The 18,637-nt window shown below is 61.3% G+C and carries 18 protein-coding genes and 1 tRNA gene; 7 read left to right on the top strand and 12 right to left on the bottom strand.

The features are described 5' to 3' along the window. Window positions 1-43: 43 nt before the first annotated feature. The 7 genes from OO258_RS01655 to OO258_RS01625 all read right to left on the bottom strand — a co-directional run bounded on the left by OO258_RS01655 (window position 44) and on the right by OO258_RS01625 (window position 6,026). A tRNA-Gln gene (locus OO258_RS01655) sits at window positions 44-118 on the bottom strand. A 21-nt stretch (window positions 119-139) separates the two neighbouring features. After that, on the bottom strand, window positions 140-1,000 hold the full coding sequence (gene ispE, locus OO258_RS01650) for a 4-(cytidine 5'-diphospho)-2-C-methyl-D-erythritol kinase (RefSeq protein ID WP_110745482.1): 861 nt from the start codon (window positions 998-1,000) through the stop codon (window positions 140-142). 4 nt (window positions 1,001-1,004) lie between these two features. After that, the gene (gene lolB, locus OO258_RS01645) at window positions 1,005-1,622 is read right to left on the bottom strand and encodes a lipoprotein insertase outer membrane protein LolB (protein ID WP_012270479.1); all 618 of its coding nucleotides are present in this window, start codon (window positions 1,620-1,622) and stop codon (window positions 1,005-1,007) included. A 4-nt stretch (window positions 1,623-1,626) separates the two neighbouring features. Beyond that, window positions 1,627-3,348, bottom strand: coding sequence for a tetratricopeptide repeat protein (locus OO258_RS01640; RefSeq protein ID WP_266028609.1), 1,722 nt, complete (start codon window positions 3,346-3,348; stop codon window positions 1,627-1,629). An 846-nt stretch (window positions 3,349-4,194) separates the two neighbouring features. Then, window positions 4,195-4,554 (bottom strand): hypothetical protein, encoded by a 360-nt coding sequence (locus tag OO258_RS01635; protein WP_014755319.1) that lies wholly within the window; start codon window positions 4,552-4,554, stop codon window positions 4,195-4,197. Then, window positions 4,551-5,528 (bottom strand): hypothetical protein, encoded by a 978-nt coding sequence (locus tag OO258_RS01630; protein ID WP_266028608.1) that lies wholly within the window; start codon window positions 5,526-5,528, stop codon window positions 4,551-4,553. Before OO258_RS01630 ends, OO258_RS01635 begins: the two co-directional genes overlap by 4 nt. Before the next feature lie 9 nt (window positions 5,529-5,537). Next, window positions 5,538-6,026, bottom strand: coding sequence for an Hcp family type VI secretion system effector (locus tag OO258_RS01625; protein ID WP_266028606.1), 489 nt, complete (start codon window positions 6,024-6,026; stop codon window positions 5,538-5,540). Between the two features lie 1,025 nt (window positions 6,027-7,051). Between OO258_RS01625 and hemA the strand changes: the two genes are divergently transcribed. From hemA to OO258_RS01595, 6 genes are all read left to right on the top strand, one after another. Beyond that, a complete protein-coding gene (hemA, locus tag OO258_RS01620; protein ID WP_110745484.1) occupies window positions 7,052-8,329 on the top strand; it encodes a glutamyl-tRNA reductase in 1,278 nt (425 codons plus the stop codon). Then, window positions 8,326-9,408, top strand: coding sequence for a peptide chain release factor 1 (gene prfA, locus OO258_RS01615; RefSeq protein ID WP_110745485.1), 1,083 nt, complete (start codon window positions 8,326-8,328; stop codon window positions 9,406-9,408). Before hemA ends, prfA begins: the two co-directional genes overlap by 4 nt. Then, entirely contained in the window at window positions 9,408-10,238 is an 831-nt protein-coding gene (prmC, locus tag OO258_RS01610) for a peptide chain release factor N(5)-glutamine methyltransferase (RefSeq protein ID WP_266028605.1), read from the top strand. The genes prfA and prmC overlap by 1 nt, the downstream gene beginning before the upstream one ends. Beyond that, complete coding sequence (locus OO258_RS01605) at window positions 10,232-10,987, top strand: molybdopterin-synthase adenylyltransferase MoeB (RefSeq protein ID WP_110745487.1); 756 nt, start codon at window positions 10,232-10,234, stop codon at window positions 10,985-10,987. Before prmC ends, OO258_RS01605 begins: the two co-directional genes overlap by 7 nt. Then, window positions 10,980-11,777 (top strand): glutamate racemase, encoded by a 798-nt coding sequence (murI, locus tag OO258_RS01600; protein WP_266028604.1) that lies wholly within the window; start codon window positions 10,980-10,982, stop codon window positions 11,775-11,777. Before OO258_RS01605 ends, murI begins: the two co-directional genes overlap by 8 nt. Before the next feature lie 102 nt (window positions 11,778-11,879). After that, window positions 11,880-12,398 (top strand): acyloxyacyl hydrolase, encoded by a 519-nt coding sequence (locus OO258_RS01595; RefSeq protein WP_266028603.1) that lies wholly within the window; start codon window positions 11,880-11,882, stop codon window positions 12,396-12,398. Window positions 12,399-12,461: 63 nt separating this feature from the next. Here OO258_RS01595 and OO258_RS01590 read toward each other — a convergent pair whose 3' ends face one another. The 5 genes from OO258_RS01590 to OO258_RS01570 form a co-directional block, all read right to left on the bottom strand. Continuing rightward, the gene (locus OO258_RS01590) at window positions 12,462-13,160 is read right to left on the bottom strand and encodes an SDR family oxidoreductase (protein WP_110745490.1); all 699 of its coding nucleotides are present in this window, start codon (window positions 13,158-13,160) and stop codon (window positions 12,462-12,464) included. An 11-nt stretch (window positions 13,161-13,171) separates the two neighbouring features. Further along, on the bottom strand, window positions 13,172-14,599 hold the full coding sequence (gene phrB, locus OO258_RS01585) for a deoxyribodipyrimidine photo-lyase (RefSeq protein WP_266028602.1): 1,428 nt from the start codon (window positions 14,597-14,599) through the stop codon (window positions 13,172-13,174). Beyond that, on the bottom strand, window positions 14,590-15,489 hold the full coding sequence (locus tag OO258_RS01580) for a MerR family transcriptional regulator (RefSeq protein WP_110745492.1): 900 nt from the start codon (window positions 15,487-15,489) through the stop codon (window positions 14,590-14,592). Before OO258_RS01580 ends, phrB begins: the two co-directional genes overlap by 10 nt. After that, a complete protein-coding gene (locus OO258_RS01575; protein ID WP_266028601.1) occupies window positions 15,479-16,447 on the bottom strand; it encodes a YbgA family protein in 969 nt (322 codons plus the stop codon). Before OO258_RS01575 ends, OO258_RS01580 begins: the two co-directional genes overlap by 11 nt. A gap of 99 nt (window positions 16,448-16,546) precedes the next feature. Continuing rightward, window positions 16,547-17,533, bottom strand: a complete 987-nt coding sequence (locus OO258_RS01570; protein ID WP_110745494.1) for an NAD(P)/FAD-dependent oxidoreductase — start codon at window positions 17,531-17,533, stop codon at window positions 16,547-16,549. Window positions 17,534-17,720: 187 nt separating this feature from the next. Between OO258_RS01570 and OO258_RS01565 the strand changes: the two genes are divergently transcribed. After that, a complete protein-coding gene (locus tag OO258_RS01565) occupies window positions 17,721-18,626 on the top strand; it encodes a TIGR01777 family oxidoreductase (RefSeq protein ID WP_110745495.1) in 906 nt (301 codons plus the stop codon). Window positions 18,627-18,637: the final 11 nt, after the last annotated feature.

The following is an 18,637-nucleotide window of genomic DNA, read 5'->3' as shown; positions in this document are numbered from 1 at the left end:
GTACCTGAAGGCTGAGGGTATACCTGGATGAGTATAAGGAAAATGGCAGGGGCGGCTGGATTCGAACCAACGCATGGCAGGATCAAAACCTGCTGCCTTACCGCTTGGCGACGCCCCTGTATCTGTTGCTTGCGAACGCTTATGCGCTCGACTTCTTGACCAGACTTTGCAGCTTGCGATGCAACATCGAAACATTGCTTCCTTTCGCCACAAACCCTGTTTGGGTCGCTGAAAGAAGGGCCAGAACTTTATCAGCTTCGGCTTTGCTTGGGAAGGCCCCAAACACACAACTTCCAGTGCCGGTTAGTCGAGCCTCAGTGAATTTTCCCAGTGAATTCAACGCATTGCGAACTTCTGGGTAATTCTGCTCTACCACCGGTTGGCAGTCATTTCGACTGTTTCCCTCGGGAACGGGGCGCATCTTAAGGGGGAGAGAATCACGTGTCAACTGTGGATGTGAAAAAATTTCTACTGTGCTGACAGACACTTGCGGCACCAGCACGACATACCAGGGTTCCTCCGGGTCGACCGGGGTCAGTTGCTCGCCCACACCCTGGGCGAACGCGGCGTGGCCGCGTACGAACACCGGCACATCGGCACCCAGGCTCAGCCCCAGTGCGGCCAGGCGGTCTTCGTCCCAGTCCAGTTGCCACAGGTGGGCGAGGGCCAGCAAGGTGGTTGCGGCATCCGAGCTGCCGCCACCGATGCCACCGCCCATGGGTAATACCTTGGTCAGCCAGATGTCGGCGCCCAAGGTGGTACCGGACTGTTCCTGCAGCGCGCGCGCGGCGCGCACGATCAGGTTGCTGTCGTGCGGTACCGCAGCGATCTCGGTGTGCAGGCGGATCACGCCATCGTCACGCAGGGCGAAACTCAGTTCGTCGCCATGGTCCAGAAACTGAAATACCGTTTCCAGTTCGTGGTAGCCATCTGCGCGGCGGCCGATGATGTGCAGCCACAGGTTGAGCTTGGCCGGGGCGGGCAGGGTGAGCTTTTGCATGCGATCAATGCCCCAGCTGGCGCGGCTGCCAGTCCTTGACCACCAGGGTCACGTCCAGGTCCTTGCCGTGCAGCTTCAGGCGCTCGGGCAACCAGTAGCCGTTCTGTTCGGTGTAGCTCAGGTATTGCACCTGCCAGCCATCCTGGTCGAGGCTGGCCAGGCGGCTGTCGCCATCCAGGGTCAGCTTGCTCTTGCTGTCGGGGGCGGGCAGGCCGCGCACCCACCAGACCAGGTGCGAAACCGGCAGCTGCCAGCCCAGTTGTTCTTCCAGCAGGGCTTCCGGGCTGGTGGCTTCGTAGCGGCCCTGGTTGGCCACTTCCAGCACCACGCCACCCGGGCGGCCGGTAAGGCGTGCGGCGCCACGGCCCAGTGGGCCTGCCAGGCGAATGTCGTAATAGTCCTGACGCTGCAGCCAGAACAGCGTGCCGCTGCCGGAATCGCGCGGGGCGCGGATGCCGACCTTGCCGTTGATCTGCCAGCCATCGAGGCTGCTCAGCTGCTCTTTGTGGGCGCGCCACTGCTGCGGGTCGCCGTGGCCCTGCAGGGCCTCGCGGCTACCGAAGCCGGCACAGCCGGCCAGCAGGGCGATCAGGGTGAAGGTGATGCAATGGCGCAGGAACATGGCGTTAAAGGGTCTCGGATCCGGTCAGGCGCAGGATGGTCTTGCGCAGGATGGGGCTGTCGGGCTGGGCTTCGAAGCCTTTGGCCCAGACCTGGCGGGCTTCGCGGCGCTTGCCGTTGGCCCACAGTACTTCGCCCAGGTGTGCAGCCACTTCATGGTCGGGGAAGTTGGCAAAGGCCTGGCGAAGGTAGGTTTCGGCGGCGTCGAGGTTGCCCTGGCGGTAGTTGACCCAGCCCAGGCTGTCGAGCACTGCCGGGTCGTCCGGCGTCAGCTGGTGGGCCTTGTCGATCAGCGACTGGGCTTCGGCGTAGCGGGTGGTGCGATCGGCCAGGGTGTAGCCCAGGGCGTTCAGGGCCATGGCGTTTTCCGGCTCGCGGGCGATGATGGCGCGCAGGTCTTTTTCCATCTGCGCCAGGTCGTCGCGTTTCTCGGCCAGCATGGCGCGGGTATAGAGCAGGTTGAGGTCGTCGGGGTAGCGCTGGATGGCTTGCTGCAGCACTTGGCTGGCCTGGGCATCCTTGTTGTTGTTGCTGTAGCTTTCCGATTCGATCAGGTACAGCTGGATGGCGTAGTCCGGTTGCGCTTCGCGGGCTTCGGCGAGCAGGCGCGAAGCCTCGCTGGCGCGGCCGTTGGCGATCAGGATGTCAGCCTGGCGCAGCTGCGCCGGCAGGTAGTCGGGGCCGGGGCCCACCAGGGCGTATTCGCGCAAGGCGCCGGCGGGGTCGTGGCGTTCTTCGCGGATGCGGCCCAGGTTGAGGTGGGCGGCGTCGACGTTGCTATCGCGTTCGACCAGCTCCTGCAGATAGCCTTCAGCTTCATCCCAGTCCTTGTTCTCCAGGCATACCAGGGCCAGCGAGTAGCGCAGCTCGTCGTCGTCCGGGTACTGCTGGACCAGGCTGAGGAACTCGCCCTTCGCGTCGGCGATGCGGTCCTGCTCGACCAGGGTGCGCGCGTAGGTCAGGCGCAGGCGCTTGTCGTCCGGGTTGTCACGAATGGCCCCGCGCAGCAATGGCAGGGCCTCCGGACCACGGTCCAGGGCCTGGAGCAGGCGGGCGCGCAGCAGGACCGGGGCAATTTCGCCGTTCTGCGCGGGGTGCGACTCGAGCAGTTCCAGGGCTTCCTCGGCCTTGCCGTCCTGGTTCAGCAGCAGGGCCTTGCCGAAGACCAGCTGGCCGTTATCCGGGTATTTCGCCAGCAGCCGCTCGAAGCTTTGCAGCAGGCCGTCGCGGGTGCTTTGGTCGGTTTCGGCGGCTGACAGGGCGAGGAAATCGAAATGGGTATCGCCCTGGCCTTGCAGGACCTTTTCCATGTAGGCCATGGAATCGTCATAGCGGCCGGCGCGGGCCAGCTGGATGGCGGCGGCACGCTGGGCGTCGAGGTTTTGCGGGTCGTTGCGTGCCCAGACCAGCGCATTGTCCAGGGACGGTTCGTCGGCGCCCAGGTATTCGGCAATGCGGTAGGCCCGCTCGGAAACCCCCGGGTCTTGGGTTTTTGCCGCCTGGTCGGTGTAGTTGGCCAGGGCGATGTCGAAGCGGTTGCGCTGGCCGGCCAGCTCTGCCACCAACAGGCTATAGAGGGTGTCCTGCTTGAACGAGCCATACACCACGGGCTTTTCCGCCTCGCCCTTGCCGGTTACGGCGACGGGGGGCTCGGCCTGTTGCGGGGCCAGGCTCTGGCAGCCCTGGAGCAGGGCGAAGGCAAGCAGCAATGCGTATGGTTTGTTCATAGAAAGGCTTATAGGAGGACTCACCGGCGGTCGGGGCATGATGACACAAGCGCGGAGGCAAACCCACCTGCGAAGGTCGTGGTTTACAGGCTGGGTGGTGCTGAGTAGGACAGCGGGGTGGGGGAGAGGTTCGCTGGGGCTTGTGCTTGAGGTTTAGCGCTGCTTTCAAAGGGTTTGGTAATGATCGGCAACATATAGGAATGCCCTAAAGAGTAACAGTGCGAGCAAAAGCGCTAGGCACACAATTACGAGTCTGCTGAGTAATTTCTTCGTGTGGCTTGGTAATTGGTTTGCTTCTTTGGCATCTATTAAGCCTTTGCGTGCATAGGCTTTCGGGAAGGTTAGCATTAAAGATATTGTTCTGAATCGAAAAACTTTCCCGGTAAAGCCAAGTCCAGCATATGTTTTTCTGTCCTCGATGATTAACTTGCAATTGGATGGCATTGACTCAATGTGTTCAGTCAGGCGATGGGGTAATATGCACCAACTAGGCCTCCTCCCACGCTACCTGCCTATGAACTACTCTCGACTATTTTAGAACTTCTGCAATCTACCTGTCTTCCTAGGCATTCGTTATCCTCAGTCCCACCAGTAACAGCGCAGAGGAGTGCGCCTGTATCGGCTGTTGGCACGCCAAGAGCGAGACAAATACTAGGGGCAATAGTACCACCGTAGCTTGCTGCTATCCCTCCCCCGTCGACACGGCCTGTCAAGGAAGATTCATGGACGTATTTAGCTCTTCTGCACTCATTATCGCGGCCAGTGGTACAGGCTTTTGTAGGAAATATTCCCTCGTTACGTTGCCACGTCAGGTTTCGATTCGGGGCAAGTCGTATCGGCATGAAGTCATAGATAATGCGACAGCATCAGTGCAATGAACAAGGTGATGTGAATAACCCATAGGGTTAACAAAATGCGCTTTTCGCGGAGGGGGAAATTTTTTATTTCCTCAATTTCAGCGTAACCCCTGTAGATGAAGATTTTGGGTATGGCCAATAGTGTTGCAATCTGGCCGGTTCTTATTGTTTTGCCCAAGAGTCCGGCGTACTGGTAATTTTTGATGTTGTCAGATACGAGGCGGGAGGTGGGCAGGAAAGATTCAAAATGCTCGGTGTATTTGTGCGAAATAATAATTTGCGCGCTAGCGGCAATTAGCATTGCTGTAATCAGGATCAGCGCGATCAGTCCTGGCTCTATGTTAGTCATTTTGAGAACTCGTGATACAAAAAGTCACCTAATACCTCGCCTTTTTCTCCTGCGAAATCACCGGCTAACTTCGCCCCGGCAGCGCCACCGATGACCGCGCAGGTGAGTGCCCCTAGTCCGGCAGTCCCTACTCCTAGTGCCGCACATACTGCGGGTGCAACAATACTCCCTCCTAGGTAACCGCCTACAGCGCTACCAGCCAGACCTCCAGCTAATGATGCAGAGTTTACATATGCAGCACGCTGGCATTCGCTTTCTCTGCCCAGAATACAAGCCTGGCGAATCTCTAGCCCCGTCGCTGCTACGTCAAGCGCTATGCCAATATAGGTTCCCTTTTTGATCAGGTTGGCAGCCTTGCCCACCCCGGCAACCTTATCCGCATACCCCGCAATTTCACCCGTGTGCAAATAGCTTTTCGTAGAAATGGCCAGTGTCCTCTTGATCGATCCCTTGTTGCGCAACCCAGCGCCGAACGCCGCCAGCTTGCCCAACTGTTCGTCAAGTTTCGAGAACAGTGCCGTACGCTTGGCATAAAACTGGTCGCGGGCATTGAGCGTCCCTGAGCCCAGATGCTCCCTGTGCAATTTCTCGATTTCCAGCAATGTGTCCTCAATTGCTTTCAGATGCTTGCTCCAGCCATCGCTAACCACGCCTGCACCCATTGACGCGTGGGCGAGCAAGCTCTTCAACAGTTCGAAGTTCTCCAGAAAAAACTCATCGGCACCTTGCCCGCTGCGCATCAGCCCCATATGGGTCACGGCAGCTTTTGACATCAGATATGCCTCCTGACTGGTGCAGGAAGGCGTGGACCAGTCACCGACGATCACCAGTTCGCCGCCTCTGACAACGCTGTTGAAAATGTGCGAATTGAGGATGTCAAACTTGCTGGCCGAGTGCCCGGTCAGCGCGAAACCGGCCTTGAGCGTGTGGTAGCTTTGCATCCTGGGGTTGATGAACGCACGGGCTTCAGACATGGCGACCCCTCATGCGTACTTCTTGTTACCTATCCGGTCCCACCCGCCAGCAATGTTGCCGCCGCCGGAGCCGTCGGTGCGTTTTTGCTGGGTATAGGTGGCCTTGATTCGGCCGTAGTCGAGCTGAATCACCTCGATCGGCACGCCATCGGCGGCGCTCTGGGTGTAGTCGGCGATGATCACTTCTTCGAGAATGATTTCGTAATACTTGAGCTTGTCGCCGCCCGCGCGGCACAGCGCGAGTTTCACTTCCTTGAAATGCTGGCCTGCACAACTGGCCTCCATCAGTTTGCAACTGGCGCTGTCGAGAAACTTAGTGAAGGTGAAGTTGCTGGCTGCGGTGCGGCCAGAGCTGGCGCCGCCGGCGGAGCTTGCGGTGGCGGAGGTGCTTTGGCTTACACCGAATTCATAACCGGTCACTTCAATCCACTTGCTGTACTTTTCGTCCAAGGCTTCGCCTGGGATATCGCTGATTTGCAAATACGCGTCAAAAGCCATGTTTACCGCTCCTTGGCAAGGATGTGGGTACGGAATATTGATGTAACGACGGGACTTGCCCCGTCAGTGCTTGGCAAGGCTAGGCGCGGAAAGGGGGGAGGGCAACAGCTGGGCATATATTTGGGAAATGGACTACAAGATTATGGATAAGTCCTCTGGAAATATTTAGAAGTTTTCTCGCTCTGGTCGGATTACTTGGCCTGGGCGATATTGAAACCGGCCGGCCAATTTCGCGACCAGCAGACTATAGAGCGTGTCTTTCTTGAATGAACCATGCATTACGGTTTTTCCAACTTGCTCTTGCTCTTGCTTCTAAGTGCGCGATAGTTGAGGCGACGCAGATTGCGACTTCAGGAGGCCGAGCGCAGGGCTTGCGGAGGGAGGTGACGGGCATGGATGCCCGTCAAGCGCTGGGCCCCAGGATGGGGCCTGCAGCGCGGTCCTCCCGGGAGCAAGTCCGGAGTGAGGGGACCCCGGAGCGGAGCGTAGGGGCCGGATGATGGGAGCCGACGGCTTTGGTTACTTTGGCCACGACCAAAGTAACCCGCCGGAAGGGCGGAAAGGTGACTACGCGCCACCTTCGCGAATGAATACCTACTTGATGTGGATGCTCACATCCAAGAAGCAAGAAGCAAGAAGCAAGAAGCAAGAAGCAAGGAGCGAAGTGGTCTGTTTTGACTCGGCGAACCGTCATTTGCGATGGCGACGCTGACTCACCTTTTCGCAAAAGGCTTAAGGCAGTTAGCTCTGTAACCAGCTTCTTGGCGTCCGTTGTCACGGGGCAAGCCCACCAAAAAACGCTGCGCTCCCATCATCCGGCCCCTGCGCTGCGCTCCGGGATCCCCTCTCACCGGCCTCCTGAAGTCGCGAAGATCAAAAGCGGGAGTGAAACCTGAAATCAACGTTGATGCTGGCCCGCGAGCGGCGATAGCCGCAGGACTATCAGCACAATAGCGAACGGTGGTTGTCCTAAAACCTGCGAAAGAGGACAATTATCGGCTTCCCGTCACAACCAGCGACCTTGCATGGCCTTTCTTGCACTTGGTATCAACCATAAGACTGCCTCGGTAGACGTACGCGAGCGCGTGGCGTTTACCCCAGAGCAGCTGGTAGACGCCCTGCAGCAGCTCTGCCGACTGACGTCCAGCCGCGAAGCGGCGATCCTGTCGACTTGCAACCGCAGTGAGCTCTATATAGAGCAGGACCACCTGTCCGCCGACGCCGTGCTGCAATGGCTGGCCGATTACCACCGCCTCAGCCTCGACGAACTGCGCGCCAGTGCCTACGTGCATGAAGAGCACGATGCCGTGAAGCACATGATGCGCGTGGCCTCGGGCCTCGACTCGCTGGTGCTCGGTGAGCCGCAGATCCTCGGCCAGATGAAGTCCGCCTACGCCGTGGCCCGCGAAGCGGGTACCGTCGGGCCGTTGCTCGGGCGCCTGTTCCAGGCCACCTTCAGCGCCGCCAAACAGGTGCGCACCGACACCGCCATCGGCGAAAACCCGGTGTCGGTGGCATTTGCCGCCGTCAGCCTGGCCAAGCAGATCTTCGCCGACCTCGGCCGCAGCCAGGCCCTGCTGATCGGCGCCGGCGAAACCATTACCCTGGTCGCCCGCCACCTGCATGAGCAAGGCGTGCGCCGCATCGTCGTCGCCAACCGCACCCTCGAGCGCGCCAGCACCCTCGCCGAGCAGTTCGGCGCGCATGCCGTACTGCTGGCCGACATCCCCCAGGAACTGGCCAACAGCGACATCGTCATCAGCTCTACCGCCAGCCAGTTGCCGATCCTCGGCAAGGGCGCGGTCGAGAGCGCGCTGAAGCAACGCCGGCACAAGCCGATTTTCATGGTCGACATCGCCGTCCCCCGCGATATCGAACCTGAAGTCGGCGAACTGGACGACGTTTACCTGTACACCGTCGACGACCTGCACGACGTGGTGGCAGAAAATCTCAAGAGCCGCCAGGGCGCGGCCCAGGCCGCCGAAGAACTGGTTACAGTAGGCGCTGAAGACTTCATGCTGCGCCTGCGCGAGCTGGCTGCGGTGGATGTGCTCAAGGCCTATCGCCAGCAAAGCGAGCGCCTGCGCGACGAAGAACTGCAAAAGGCCCAGCGCCTGCTGGCCAACGGCGGCAACCCCGAAGACGTGTTGGCCCAACTGGCCCGGGGCCTGACCAACAAACTCCTGCATGCGCCCAGCGTGCAGTTGAAAAAGCTCTCGGCTGAGGGGCGCGTCGATGCGCTGGCCATGGCCCAGGAACTCTTTGCCCTCAACGAGGGCTCGACGGACAAATCCCCGCAATGAAAGCGTCGCTGCTGAACAAACTGGAAATTCTCCAGGACCGCTTCGAAGAACTCACCGCACTGCTCGGTGATGCCGAGGTCATTTCCGACCAGACGCGCTTTCGCGCGTATTCCCGCGAATACGCCGAGGTCGAGCCGGTCTACGCTGCTTATAAAGCGTGGCGCAAAGTCCAGGACGACCTCGAAGGCGCCCAGGCGCTGCTCAAGGACAGTGACCCGGACCTGCGCGAAATGGCCGTGGAAGAAGTGCGTGAAGCCAAGGAGCAACTGCTGACGCTGGAGGCGCAGCTGCAGCGCATGCTGCTGCCCAAGGACCCCAACGACGGCCGTAACGTGTTCCTCGAAATCCGTGCCGGTACCGGTGGCGACGAGGCGGCGATCTTCTCCGGCGACCTGTTCCGCATGTATTCGCGTTATGCCGAAAAACGTGGCTGGCGCCTGGAAATCCTGTCCGAGAACGAGGGCGAGCACGGCGGCTACAAGGAAATCATCGCCCGCGTCGAGGGCGAGAACGTGTATGGCAAGCTCAAGTTCGAGTCCGGCGCCCATCGCGTGCAGCGCGTGCCGGAAACCGAATCCCAAGGCCGTGTCCATACATCTGCCTGCACCGTGGCAGTACTGCCCGAGCCGGACGAACAGGCAGCTATCGAGATCAACCCGGCCGACCTGCGCGTCGACACCTATCGCGCATCCGGTGCCGGCGGCCAGCACGTCAACAAGACCGACTCGGCAATCCGCATCACCCACTTGCCCACCGGCATTGTGGTGGAGTGCCAGGAAGAACGTTCTCAGCACAAGAACCGTGCCCGTGCCATGTCGTGGTTGTCGGCCAAGCTGAACGACATGCAGACCAGCGCCGCACAGAACGCCATTGCCAGCGAGCGCAAGCTGCTGGTGGGTTCCGGTGACCGCTCCGAACGCATCCGTACCTATAATTATCCACAGGGGCGGGTGACCGATCACCGTATCAACCTGACCTTGTACTCGCTGGACGACATCCTCAGCGGTGGCGTGGAGGCGGTGATCGAACCGTTGCTGGCCGAATACCAGGCTGATCAACTGGCCGCCCTGGGGGACTGATGACCATCATCGCCAGCCTGCTGCGCAACGCGCAGCTGCCCGAATCGCCTACCGAGCGCCTGGACGCCGAACTGCTGCTGGCCGCGGCCATCGGCAAGTCGCGCAGCTATCTGCACACCTGGCCCGAGCGGATTGTCAGCAGCGAAGATGCCGAGACCTACGCCGGCTACCTGCAGCGCCGTCGGGGTGGTGAGCCAGTGGCTTATATCCTGGGCCAGCAGGGCTTCTGGAAGATCGACCTGGAAGTCGCGCCGCATACCCTGATCCCGCGGCCGGATACCGAGTTGCTTGTCGAGACTGCCCTGGAGCTGCAAGCCGCCTCGCCAGCCACGGTTCTTGACCTGGGTACCGGCACGGGTGCTATCGCTCTGGCGCTGGCCAGCGAACGGCCGGCCTGGCAGGTGACTGCGGTCGACCGGGTGGAGGAAGCCGCAGCCCTGGCCGAGCGCAATCGTCAGCGTCTGGGCCTGAACAACGCCCAGGTACGCGTCAGCCATTGGTTCGACAGCCTGGTCGGTGAGCGTTTCGACTTGATCGTCAGTAACCCGCCCTACATTGCCGCAGCAGACCCGCATCTGGTGGCTGGCGATGTACGCTTCGAGCCCAGCAGCGCCCTGGTGGCCGGTGCCGATGGCCTGGACGACCTGCGTGTGATCGCCGCCCAGGCCCCGGCGCATCTGTTGCCGGGGGGCTGGTTGCTGCTGGAGCACGGCTACGATCAGGCAGCTGCCGTACGCGCTTTGCTGGCTGAGCAAGGCTTTGTCGAGGTCGCCAGTCGTACCGACCTGGGCGGCCATGAACGCATTACCTTGGGGCGCCTGCCATGCTAAGTGATGAGGAACTGCTGCGTTACAGCCGCCAGGTACTGCTGGCGCAGATCGACATCGACGGCCAGTTGCGGCTCAAGCAAAGCAAGGCGCTGATCGTCGGGCTGGGGGGCCTGGGCTCGCCGGTTGCCTTGTACCTGGCTGCTGCCGGTGTAGGGGAACTGCACCTGGCCGACTTCGACACCGTCGACCTCACCAACCTGCAACGCCAAGTGATCCACGACAGTGCCAGCGTCGGCATGAGCAAGGTCGACTCGGCGCTGCAACGTCTGCAGGCGATCAACCCGGAAATCAGCCTGGTCGCCCACCGCCAGGCTTTGGACGAAGACTCGTTGGCCGCCACGGTGGCAGCGGTCGACCTGGTGCTGGATTGCTCCGATAACTTCGCCACCCGCGAGGCGGTCAACGCCGCGTGTGTCGCTGCCGCCAAGCCGCTGGTCAGCGGTGCGGCAATCCGCCTGGAAGGGCAACTGTCGGTATTCGACCCGCGGCGCGACTATAGCCCTTGCTACCACTGCCTGTACGGGCATGGCAGCGAAGCGGAGCTGACGTGCAGCGAAGCCGGGGTGATCGGCCCTCTGGTGGGCCTGGTAGGCAGCTTGCAGGCGCTCGAAGCAATGAAGTTGCTGGCGGGCTTTGGCGAGCCGTTGGTCGGCCGTTTGTTGTTGATCGATGCCCTTGGCACCCGTATCCGCGAGCTGCGCGTCAAGCGCGACCCGGCTTGTGCTGTCTGTGGCAAACGCGATGGCTGAGCGCTCGGCGCCGGTCGGCGTGATGGACTCGGGGGTCGGCGGGTTGTCCGTGCTCGCCGAGATCCAGCGCCTGCTGCCCAACGAGACGTTGCTGTATGTGGCCGATTGCGGGCATATACCCTACGGTGAGAAGTCGCCGGACTACATCCGCGAGCGCTGCCGGCACATTGCCGGGTTCTTCCATGAGCAGGGCGCAAAGGCCATGGTGTTGGCCTGCAACACCGCCACGGTGGCGGCAGTGGCCGACCTGCGAGAGTTGTATCCGGGCTGGCCTTTGGTGGGCATGGAGCCGGCCGTGAAGCCGGCAGCGGCCGCCACGCGCTCGGGTGTGGTGGGTGTGCTGGCTACCACCGGTACCTTGCAGAGTGCCAAGTTCGCGGCCTTGCTCGATCGCTTCGCCAACGACGTGCAGGTTATTACCCAGCCTTGCCCCGGCCTGGTCGAGTTGATCGAAACCGGTGACCTTGCAAGTCCGGCGTTGCGCCAGCTGCTGCAAGGTTATGTGCAGCCGCTGCTGGCAGCAGGCTGCGATACGCTGATCCTCGGCTGCACCCATTACCCTTTCCTTCGCCCATTGCTGGCCGGCATGGTGCCGGAGCACGTAGCCGTGATCGACACCGGCGCGGCCGTGGCGCGTCAGTTGCGACGGCTGCTGGGTGCCAATGACCTGTTGGCCGAAGGCCCGGCCGGCGCTGCACGTTTCTGGACAAGCGCTGACCCAGAAACCTTAAGAAGAATCCTACCTGTGCTGTGGCATAAGTCCGACGATGTGCAAAGCTTTGCGTTGTGAAAAAAACGTGAAAAAAGGCTGAACTATCGTTCCACTTCTGCTTTCTACCGCTTGCCTGAGATGAGGCGGACACTAACAACAGCATCAGGAAGGATGTTTCTTATGAGGAAACTGCTGGGCTTGGCAGCGGCTGCTGCCTTTATTTGGGGGCAAGCGATGTCGGCACAAGCTGCCGATGTTTCGTTTTCGGTGGGGCAAACCGGCGACTCGACCATGGTCTACCGGTTAGGGCTGCAATCGAACTGGGACGCTAGTTGGTGGCAGACCAGCGTTGGTCGGCTGACCGGCTATTGGGATGGGGCCTACACCTACTGGGATGGCGACGAGACCGCGAGCAATCACAGCCTGTCTTTCGCGCCAGTGTTCGTCTATGAATTTGCCGGTGAGTCGGTGAAGCCTTATATCGAGGCGGGGATTGGGGTGGCGGCGTTCTCCAGCACCGAGCTGGAAAGCAACGAGCTGGGTTCGGCATTCCAGTTCGAAGACCGCATCGGCTTTGGTTTGCGCTTTGCCGGCGGGCATGAGATTGGGGTGCGGGCAATTCACTATTCGAACGCCGGCATCAAAGAGCCCAATGATGGTGTAGAAAGCTACAGCCTGCATTACCGAATGGCGCTCTGAGTCCACTTGCATTCACCCCTTCGCGGGCAAGGCCCGCGAAGGCGGTAATGCTGATTTCAGGTACTAGCGCGTCAGCGGCCACAGGCTGCTGAGTTCCAGAGTCTCCAGGACCAGTTCCGGTTCTGCCTGAGGCCACCGCCGCAATAACTCTTCTGCAGCACTGCCGGGTGTCCACTCCTCTGGTATCGCCTGTGCGGACGTCACCGTTACCTTCAGCGATTGTGGCCCAACGATAGTCAGGGCTACCCCTTGCTGCTCAAGGGCCTTGCGCTGCTCACGCATCCATTGCGGCAAGGTGTTCCAGCCTGCGGTCACCTGTGTCGGCGCAAACAGCTGCAGCGCCGAATAACGGTTGAAAAGCGCCATCACTTGCGGCGACTGCCCCTTTGCCAACAACGGCAGCGCTTTGCTCAGGCAATGCTCTGCGGCGAGCTGGTTGGTAGTGACGATCGTTTCAATCAACTCGCTGTCACCCACATTGTCTGGCAAGTAATCGCTGGTGCCGGTGTTGATGATCAGCCCGTCCAGCGAGCACCAGGCATGGCAAATTTGTTGGCACGCATCGGTGACTTGTTGCTCATCATGCAACCCCCACGGCACCTGCAACAATTGGCTGCCGTAACGTGCCCGCAACGCTTCCAGCACAGCGCTGTCCTTGCCACTTGCGGCAACGCGATGCCCTTCATCGAGCATCCGCTCCACCAAAGCCAAGCCAAGTCCGTTGCTTGCGCCTGTAACCCAGAAACTGCGCGAGTTAATCAAGACGTTATCCCCTAATTCTGCCGGCGTGGCAGCCCTTTGAACGCATCCAGGGCCCGCTGGCGACTGCTGCTGAGATCTACGATTGGACTTAGGTATGAAGTATTACCGAAAAGGTCCGTCGATTTAATGGGTTGATGGATGGCTTTTTCATCGAGCGTTTGCAGTTCGGGTACCCAGTGGCGAATGAACTGCCCCTGAGGGTCGAAGCGCTGCGATTGCGAAACCGGGTTGAAAATACGGAAATAGGGCACCGCATCGGTGCCGGTGGACGCGCTCCACTGCCAGCCGCCGTTGTTGGCGGCCAGGTCACCGTCTATCAGGTGGCGCATGAAGTGGCGTTCGCCCTTGCGCCAGTCGATCAGCAGGTTCTTGCTGAGGAACATGGCCACGACCATGCGCAGGCGGTTGTGCATCCAGCCTGTGTGCAGCAGTTGGCGCATCGCGGCGTCGATGATCGGGAGGCCGGTGCGGCCTTGTTTCCAGGCTTCGAGGTCGTCGGGTGCATCGCGCCATGGCAGGGCCTCGGTATGGGCGCGGAACGCGCGGTGGCGTGACACCTGTGGATAACCGTGCAGGATATGCTTGTAGAACTCACGCCAGAGCAGCTCGTTGATCCAGGTCTGCACGCCGATGCTGCCGCTGTCGAATTCGCCCCGGTTGCTGGCCAGGGCGCCATGCAGGCATTGGCGCGGTGAAATGACACCCGCGGCCAGGTAAGTGGAGAGCTGGCTGGTACCGGGCTTGGCCGGCAGGTCGCGCAACTGGTGGTAGTCGTCGATGGCCTCGTCAAGAAAGCGCGACAGCCTGGTCTGTGCCTCTGCTTCACCTGCGGGCCAGTGCTCACGCAATGCATGCGCGGTTTTCTCGAACCCGTCGATGTGTTGGGGAATCGGGTCGCTCTCGATGTTCAGCGGTGCCTGGCGCTTCACCCGATGGGCCAGCGCAGGCAAGCTGCGGTGCAAGTGTTCCAGGCAGTTTTTCTTGAACTGGCTGAACACCTGGAAGTAATCGCCACTGCGGGTCAGGATGGTGCCGGGGCGGAATAGCAGCTGATCGAGATGGCTGTGTGCCTGGATAGCCGCTTTTTCGAGCATTGCGCGGGTAGCATCGTCCCGGCGCTGCTCGTTGATGCCATATTCCTCGTTCCAGTGCACGCTTTGCACCTGATGCTGGCGGCAGACATCAAGGACGGCTTGCGGCGCCTGGTCCCAGGTACTGACTTTACGGATCAGTAGCGGAATGTTGAGCTTTTCCAGCGACTGGCGCAGGTCGCGCAGATTACGCAGCCAGAAGTCGACTTTGCAGTCGGCGTCGTCGTGCGCTTGCCATTGCCCGGGGCTGACCAGCCACAACGCGATGGTTGGGCCGCGTTCGGCAGCGGCGCTAAGAGCGGTGTTGTCATCGATGCGCAGATCGCTGCGCAGCCAGGTCAGGTGCATGGGGCATTCATCTCTACAGGCTGGCGGTCATGCGCTTGAAGCAAGCGCAATGCCGCCTGCGGGGTATCGAACAGGAAAAGGTCGGGCAGCTCGGACTCCCTCAGTTGGGCTTCATGCAAGGCGACCATGCTGCCGCCCAGCAGCTTCGGTCCTGGCATGCCCTGCAGAGAACGCAGCAACGCTTTGTCGTCGATGCGCGGCCCCAGATGCAGCAGCACGGCGCGTGGCTGGAAGGCGCTGAGCGCGGTTTGCAGTTGTGGGGCGGATACCGGCTGTTCCAGCACCTCGACCGGGAAGCCATTGCTGGTGAACAACCACGCGCATAACCACAAGCCGGGGTTGAAGGTACGTTCGCAGTCCTCCGCAAGCAGTACAGCGGGGCCTTGCAGCAGCTGGTTGTCGTGGTACACGCGAGCACCGAGCTTGCTGCGCAGCCAACCGTGAAAGAACACCTGCTCCAGCCGCGCATTGAAATAATTGCGCCAGCGCAGGTCGAGCAGGTCGAGCAGCGGGAGCAGCAGTTGCTCGCACAGGGTCACGGCGGGGTACAGGGCCATGGCCTGGTTAAGCTGCTGGTCTAGGGCACGCTGTGACAGGCTGGCGATGGCTTCGATCAGCTGGAACTGCCTGGCTTGCCAGTCACCCTTGGGCGCTGTGCTGGCCGGTTTGTCGAGCAAGTCACGGACCTGGCCGACGGAGGCACCACGTTGCAGCCAGGCCAGGATCGCCTCGACCCGCTCAACCTGCTCCAGCGGATACAGGCGATGCCCCTTCGCAGTGCGCTGGGGCTTGAGCAGGCCATAACGACGCTCCCAGGCGCGCAGGGTGACCGGGTTGACGCCGGTGCGGCGCGCCAGTTCGCCAATGGGCAGTAACGCGTCAGACCGCATTGCGCAAGCCCAGGCTTTCGGGGTGCGGCTGCAGGTAGGCCTGCTGTTGCAGGTACGGGTCAGGGTGCTTGCGCAAATGGTGCTTGAGCAGGGTCAACGGCACCACCAGCGGCACCACGCCTTTATGGTACTGGCCAATGACTGTCTGCAACTCGTCCTTGTCCTGTTGGGTCAGGGCATTCTTGAAGTAACCGCACAGGTGCTGCAGCACGTTGCAGTGGGTGCCCCGGCTGGCGCAGCGACGCAGGGCCTGCATCAGCTGGCTGAAATAGAGCTGGCCAATGGCTTGGGGGTCGACGTCCTTGTCCATGCTGCCAAGCAGGCGGCCAAGGGTGCGATAGGCCTGCGGATTGTTGGCCATCAGCAAGTACTTGTAGCGTGAGTGAAAGCGCACCAACGCGCCCCGGCTGAGGCCTTCGGCCAATACGCGCTGCCAGTCAGCATAGGCGTAGACGCGGCTGATGAAATTCTCGCGCAGCACCGGGTCGTGCAGGCGGCCTTCTTCCTCGACCGGCAGGTCGGGGCGCATTTCGCAGAAAGCCTGGGCATACACACCGCGGCCGCCATTCATGGCTGGGTAGCCATTGTCCTGGTACACCTTGACGCGCTCCAGGCCACAAGAGGGCGATTTCTGCATGAAGATATAGCCGCAGATGTCGTCGAGCTGGCTGGCCATCTGCTCGCCATAGCTGCGTAGCGGGCCGGTCACGTCCATGCCCGGGTTGCGAGTACCCACCACTTCCGGTTGTTCGGGGTTGCCGATAAGGCGAATCGGATCGCGTGGCACGCCCAAGCCAATAGCCACTTCCGGGCATACCGGCAACCAGTCGAAGTGTTGTTCGAGTTGTGTGCGACACAGGTCAGAGGACTTGTGGCCACCGTTATAGCGCACGCTGTGCCCGGTCAGGCAGGCGCTGATGGCGATACGCGGCTTGCTGTGGGCGGAAGGGTCGTGCATGGCTGCCTCCATAAACCTGTACGTAAGTAAAATCTTGTACAGGTTTATTCCAGCACAGCACAGAAGTTATGCAAACCACTATTTTTGTATAGTGCTAAATCACTCCAGGTGTTCGAGCAGTCGTCGTGCCGCTTCCTGGCCACTGAGCCATGCACCTTCGACCCGCCCGGACAGGCACCAGTCGCCGCAGGCGTACAAGCCCTGGTCGGCATCGGCCAGTGCGCCCCATTCATGGTTGCTGCTGGGGCGGGCGTATAGCCAGCGGTGGGCCAGGGCAAAGGTTGGCTCGGGTACCACGCAGCCGACCAGCTCGGCGAATTCGCCCCACAGCTGTTCGATGACTTCTTCCTTGGACAGGTCGATGTGCTGCCGGCTCCAGTCGGCAGTGGCGTGCAGTACCCAGGTGTCGAGCTGTTCGTCCCGGCCTGGCTTGCTGCGGTTGCGGGCCAGCCAGTCGAGTGGGTTGTCCTGGACGAAGCAGCCTTGCATCGGCGTGTCCAGGGCTGCCTGGAAGGCCAGTGCAACGGCCCAGGTGGGCTCCATCTGCACACCCGCAGCCACCGCCGCCAGTTTCGGGGTGGCGGCCAGCAGTGGTGTGGCCTGGGGGGCAGGGACTGCGATCACGACGCGGCTGTAGGGGCCGTGGCTGCAGCCTTCGGTGTCCTGCAGGTGCCAGTACTGTTTGCCGCGGAACACTTCGGCAATGCGGCAGCCGAAATTGACCGTGACGTCCTTGAGCAGGCCGCGGGTGATGGCACTCATTCGTGGCACGCCGACCCAGCGCGTCTGCTCGTCCGGGGAAGGGCTGAGGGTGCCATCCCGGTAGTTGTACAGCTGCGGTTTCCACTGTTCGGCCCAGCCGGCGGCAACCCATTGCTGCACCTGGTCGACAAAGCGCCGGTCACGCGCAGTGAAATATTGGGCACCGAGGTCGAGTGCGCCGGCCTCGCTGCGCTTGCTGGCCATGCGCCCCCCACTGCCGTGGCCTTTGTCGAACAAGTGCACGGATTGCCCGGCCTTCTGCAGGGCTTGGGCGGCTGACAGGCCGGCGATACCGGCCCCGATGATGGCAATAGGTACTGTCATGATGGCCTCTTCGAACCTTGCTGTGAGCAGAGTACGCTTTCAGGCAAACCTGTACAATGTGCAAAATTTGTATAAGGTTATTCCGCTTAAGCGGTCAGGTTGGCCTATGTTTATCCGAGAGCGTCGGGTCAAAAAAGTGCCTTGATGTTAAAAATAGACCACCGCCGCATTCTGCGAGGACACAGCCATGCATATATTGCTGACGGGCGGCACTGGGTTGATTGGCAAGCACCTTTGCCACTACTGGCTTGGCCAGGGCCATCGGCTGACAGTGTGGAGCCGGCGCCCTCAGGATGTGCCGAAAATTTGCGGCACTGGCGTACGGGGTATCGCCCGGTTGGAGCAGCTGGAGCCGGATGATCAGCTCGACGCGGTGGTCAACCTCGCGGGGGCGCCGATTGCCGACCGGCCTTGGACGGCTGCCCGGCGCAACCTGCTGTGGGCCAGCCGCATTACGCTCACCGAGCAGCTGCTGGCTTGGCTCGGCACCCGGGAGCAGCGCCCGGAAGTGTTGATTTCGGGGTCTGCGGTGGGCTGGTACGGTGATGGCGGTGAGCGCGAGCTGACCGAGGCCTCAACCCCCGTGCGGGAAGATTTCGCCAGCCAGTTATGCATTGCCTGGGAAGAGACCGCCCAGCGTTCCCAGGCCCAGGGTATTCGCGTGGTGCTGGTGCGTACCGGGTTGGTGCTGGCCAGCGACGGCGGCTTTTTGTCGCGCCTGCGCGTGCCGTTCAAACTGGGACTGGGCGGGCCTCTGGGCGACGGGCGGCAATGGATGCCCTGGGTCCATATAGACGACCAGGTCGCCCTGATAGATTTTCTGTTGCAGCACAAGGATGCCAGCGGTCCTTATAATGCCTGCGCGCCCGAGCCGGTGCGCAACCGCGAGTTCGCCAAGCGCCTGGGGCGTACCTTGCACAGGCCGGCACTGCTGCCGGTGCCCGCATTTCTGCTGAAGGCAGGCTTGGGCGAGCTGTCGATGCTGCTGCTCGGTGGCCAGCGGGCGCGCCCAGTGCGCTTGCTCGCGGCAGGCTTCACCTTCCGTTTCAACGATCTGCAATCGGCCCTGGACAATTTGTCCAGCCGCCTCTGACATAGGACGCT

This window comes from Pseudomonas sp. DCB_BI, from assembly GCF_026240995.1.
In the GTDB taxonomy this organism is placed as follows: domain Bacteria; phylum Pseudomonadota; class Gammaproteobacteria; order Pseudomonadales; family Pseudomonadaceae; genus Aquipseudomonas.
The sequence above is the reverse complement of the archived record's forward strand: the minus strand, read 5'-3'. Positions and strand labels throughout refer to the sequence as shown.